At 30.3% G+C, this 4,581-nt stretch carries 6 protein-coding genes and 1 tRNA gene; 5 read left to right on the forward strand and 2 right to left on the reverse strand.

Going from position 1 to position 4,581, the window contains the following annotated elements; all coding sequences use genetic code 11:
- Positions 1-88 precede the first annotated feature (88 nt).
- Positions 89-161 (reverse strand) — tRNA-Lys (locus N5D46_RS14405).
- Positions 162-460: 299 nt separating this feature from the next.
- On the opposite strand from N5D46_RS14405, the gene N5D46_RS14410 reads away from it, so the two are divergent.
- Both N5D46_RS14410 and N5D46_RS14415 read left to right on the forward strand, forming a co-directional pair.
- Positions 461-1,066, forward strand: a complete 606-nt coding sequence (locus tag N5D46_RS14410; RefSeq protein WP_280050413.1) for a hypothetical protein — start codon at positions 461-463, stop codon at positions 1,064-1,066.
- 2 nt (positions 1,067-1,068) lie between these two features.
- The gene (locus tag N5D46_RS14415; protein WP_038334501.1) at positions 1,069-1,596 is read left to right on the forward strand and encodes a shikimate kinase; all 528 of its coding nucleotides are present in this window, start codon (positions 1,069-1,071) and stop codon (positions 1,594-1,596) included.
- On the opposite strand, the gene N5D46_RS14420 is transcribed toward N5D46_RS14415, so the two are convergent.
- Positions 1,593-2,006 (reverse strand): RNA-binding S4 domain-containing protein, encoded by a 414-nt coding sequence (locus tag N5D46_RS14420; RefSeq protein ID WP_038334500.1) that lies wholly within the window; start codon positions 2,004-2,006, stop codon positions 1,593-1,595. The genes N5D46_RS14415 and N5D46_RS14420 overlap by 4 nt on opposite strands.
- Before the next feature lie 67 nt (positions 2,007-2,073).
- Between N5D46_RS14420 and N5D46_RS14425 the strand changes: the two genes are divergently transcribed.
- From N5D46_RS14425 to N5D46_RS14435, 3 genes are all read left to right on the forward strand, one after another.
- Positions 2,074-2,832: a hypothetical protein gene (locus N5D46_RS14425; protein ID WP_280050414.1), complete on the forward strand. Its 759-nt coding sequence runs from the start codon at positions 2,074-2,076 to the stop codon at positions 2,830-2,832.
- Positions 2,833-2,928: 96 nt separating this feature from the next.
- Positions 2,929-4,131, forward strand: coding sequence for a nicotinate phosphoribosyltransferase (gene pncB / locus N5D46_RS14430; RefSeq protein WP_280050415.1), 1,203 nt, complete (start codon positions 2,929-2,931; stop codon positions 4,129-4,131).
- A 103-nt stretch (positions 4,132-4,234) separates the two neighbouring features.
- Positions 4,235-4,581, forward strand: a 347-nt coding sequence (locus N5D46_RS14435; RefSeq protein WP_280050417.1) for a hypothetical protein, incomplete at its 3' end; no start/stop codon positions are given.

The following is a 4,581-nucleotide window of genomic DNA, read 5'->3' on the forward strand; positions in this document are numbered from 1 at the left end:
TTCGGACTGCAAATATACGATTATATCTGAGTTTACAAAACGAAAGACGTTTTTATTTTTTTATATAAAAAAGAACGTTTTGACTAAGTGACCTGGCTGGGGCTCGAACCCAGGACCCCAACATTAAAAGTGTTGTGCTCTACCAACTGAGCTACCAGGTCGGTTTCTTAAATCGAGTGCAAATATAGGGCGTTTAATACTAATTTAACAAACGTTTTGTGAAGTTTTTTACAATTTATTAATTAATCATTTCGGTTTTAAGAACTTAAATTTAGATAAATTTTTAGTTTTTTTTTGAAAGATAGAATTTCGAGTACGAAAACTGAAAAAATAAGCCATAGAAACATCATTTTATATATTTGATAAATGATTTATATACTATATTTGTCAACCAGCAAATCTAAATCTATGAGAACCGAAATTATTTTCGGAACGCTATTTAAAGATTGAAATTTTTAGAATGAAGAAGAATATACTATATATTATTATTGCTTTGTTTTCGGTGGTGTCGTGTAAAAAATCTGATAATCCAGAGGCAGACGTACCCGATTCTGAATATGCAAACAATTGTAATCAGGAAACAAAAGATGCACATTTGTCTAATTTTGCATTGAAAGAATTAAAGGAATTAATAAAAGATCAACCACAGATTATTCATCAAAAATTGAATGATCGTTGTTTCAAGGTTTCTAAACTTGGAAAAAATTTATACATTCAAAATTCAGATCGTTTAGATTCTTTGAAGATTAAAAACAATAATCAAGGAACAATGTTTTTGAATAAAATAACAGCAATACAGGTTTCACAAGAGATTGTTTATAAATTAACATATTCTTTTCCTATTAAATTCTTGAATCAATATAGAGCAGAAATCAAAAAAGATGCGCCAAAATCTAAATATCATCATTCAAATTCAATCGTTACTAACGAAGATTATCAAGTAACTTATAATGTGGAACGTTATGATGCAAGACGTTTGGAGAATACGTATTCATATCAAATTGATACGTTTGATGGATATGCGAGATTAACTATTTTTTATTCAGAAGACTTACCAGTAGACTAATCATGATTATTTCTTTAGTAGGATATATGGGTAGCGGAAAATCGACTACCGGAAAAGATTTAGCCAAAGCATTGGGTTTCGAATTTATTGATCTTGATGATTTTATCGAACAAAAATATCAAACAAAAATTAGTGAGATTTTTGAAAAAGAAGGCGAATTAGGTTTTCGTAAAAAAGAACGAGAAGCCTTAAAAGAAGTTCTGACTTCAACAAACATTGTGCTTTCTTTAGGCGGTGGAACACCTGTTTATTTCGATAATATGAATGAAATTGCCAACAATTCAATTTCATTTTTTATGCGTGTACAATTACCACAATTGGTGAAACGATTAGAAAATAAAAAAGAAACTCGACCTTTAATTGCTCATCTTTCTAATGAAGAAATGATGGAGTTTATTGCGAAACATTTATTTGAACGCAATCAATATTATGAAAAGGCAAAATATACAATCAGTATTTCGAACCAAAGTACATTAGAGATTTTGGACGAAATTATGAAACATCTTAAAAAGGAGAAGATTTGGAATTAATCCAAATCTTCTCCTTTTATAATGATACCTTCTGTATCTTCTCCACCTTCTTCTAAATAATCATCCAAATCTCGGCGATCTTTTTTCGTTGGTCGACCTTCACCTCTTTCACGATAATAATCTTGCGAAAGCTTGCGAAGCTCTAAAACTTCATATTCTTCTTTTGGCGTTGTATCCACAATATGCAAGGTTAACAATTTAGCTCCAATTCTATTATTTGGCACTTGCAACACTTTAAAAGATAAATTAATTTGATCTTTTCTCACCTCAATCGCATCACCAGGAATTATATCTCGCGACGCTTTTGCAACATCTCCATTCACTTTTACACGATTCTTTTTTACCGCATCAGCCGCTAAAGATCTGGTTTTATAATATCTAACACTCCAAAGAAATTTATCTAATCTCATTTAAAACTGAATATTTGTTAGGTTAAACTAATATTTTTTCTAAATTCGCAATATAAATCGAAATAACATGATAAAGAAATTCTTCGTTACTTTAATTGCATGTTCTGCTATTTTAGTAGGATGTAATAATGATGATGATAACGGTGTGAATAAAGAAACTAAAATTCCAATTGAGGAACGTAATGCTTTAGATGATGAAGCGATTCAACAATATATGGAAGATTTTTACTTCAATCCTAAAAATGGAAAACTTACAAAGTTCGATACTATCAAAGGAAACGATGATGATGCCTATCCAACATTAAAAAGTTTAGCAAAACAAGATAACTTAGGAATTTGGTATGCCGAAAATCCAAATCATAAAGGAACTGGAGAAACAATTGTATCTAATGATAGTACTTCAATTTACCTAAGCTCAGTTACTACATATTTTGTAGCTACAAACAGTACAGATTATAAAAGAAAATATGGATATTTAGGTCAGTTTTATTATTCAAGTATAAATACTGGAGATGGATCGGCTGTGAAAGATCCTAGTTTTTATTATTTTATCCCAACTGAAACAGAAGCTAAAAATGGAGTAAAAAGAGAACACATCGAATTGAAAAATTTCGCTGAAGGATTGAAACATTTCAAAACAACTGAACGTGCTACAACTGATTTGTATAACTTTCAAGGTGTAATTATTTTACCTTCTCGTTTAGCTTATGCACGAAATAAATACTACGTTTCTGGATCAGGGTTAACTGAATATTCAACATACAGAGACGCAACTATAATTTTCAATTTCGAATTACCTAAAATCGAGAAAAGAACAACAAAATAATTATCTTCAAATCAAGATAATCTTACAAAAACCATCTGTATTGATGGTTTTTTTTTATCTTTAAATTTCAAAATATATTAGAATTAAACCTAAAAAATGAGTATTATAAAATCTATTATCGATAACGATTTCTATAAATTCACCATGCAATTTGGCGTTACAAAATTGTATCCAGATGTAATGGCTCGCTATAAATTCATCAACCGAGGCGAACATCAATTTCCTGAAGGTTTTGCGGATGAATTACAAAAAGAAATCAATGCAATGGCTTCACTTGCTTTAACCAAAGACGAAAAAGACTTTTTCACAACAAATTGCCCTTATTTGAGTCCTGCTTATTTAGACTTTTTGCAAGGTTATCGTTATGATCCAAATGAAGTAAAAATCACCCAAAACGGTACTGATGTAGAAGTGCATGTAGAAGGATATTGGTATCGCACTATTTTATGGGAAGTTCCAATCTTATGTTTGATTAGCGAAATTTTCTATAAATTGACAAATGCTCAACGCATTTCGAACGAAGAAATCACAAAACGTACAAGCGATAAAGTTGATTTATACAATCGTCTTGGCGTTACAATTGCGGAATTTGGTACGCGTCGTCGTCACAGTTACGAAGTTCATGATGTCGTGATGAAAGAATTAACAAATCATAAAGGAAAAAGTTTTGTTGGAACTTCTAATGTTCATTTTGCACATAAATACAACGTAAAACCAATTGGAACTCATGCTCACGAATGGTTTATGTTTCATGGCGCTCGTTACGGATTCAAAATTGCGAATTCAATCAGCTTAGATCGTTGGGTAAAAGTTTATTATGGTGATTTAGGAATTGCTTTGACAGACACGTATACGTCAGATGTTTTCTTTGGACAATTTGATAAAAAATTATCTAAATTGTTTGATGGCGTTCGTCATGATTCTGGAGATCCGATTGAGTTTGGAGAAAAAACAATTGCTCATTACGAAAAAATGGGAATCAATCCTTTATTCAAAACGATTATTTTCTCGGATGGATTAAATTCAGAAAAAGTGGAAATGATTACAAAAGCTTTCAAAGGAAGAATTGGATTATCATTTGGAATTGGAACGAATTTAACAAACGACACCGATTTAAAACCTATGAATATCGTGATGAAATTAACCGAAATTTCTTCTATTGATATTAAATGGACAGGCGTTGTAAAACTTTCGGACGAAAAAAATAAACATACCGGAACGCCACGTATGATTGCTCTTGCAAAAGAAATGTTAGATTTAGATGACATTCCATCGCATGACGCACCAGAAAATGATTAAAATCTTACGATAATCCATATAAAAAATGTTCTGAAATGATTCTCAGAACATTTTTTTACAACAATAGCTATTTAATTTATTAACTTTAAAAAATTAAATAGCTATGAAAATAATTTTTTACTTTTTTTTATTAATTGGGTTGATATCTTGTAAACGCGAATTAACAAGAGAAAAACATGAAAAATTACACCAAGATTCTATCAATCAAATAATATTAGCGATGGGTATAAATCCAGATTCATCGTTTTCATATAATAAGTACAATAAAAAATTAAAGAACAGAAATAATACAGACTCTTTAATCCGCATAGTATCACCTTCTTTTGCAGAACATCAATTTATATTTTATAATGACACTTTAACCTATTACTATTTTAATGAATTTCCTTACGATAAAATGTGTGGAACTGGTGCAATAAATGATTTTGAAGACAAGAAAATTACCGAATT

The sequence above is a fragment of the Empedobacter sp. GD03865 genome, from assembly GCF_029840775.1.
Lineage (GTDB): Bacteria > Bacteroidota > Bacteroidia > Flavobacteriales > Weeksellaceae > Empedobacter > Empedobacter falsenii_B.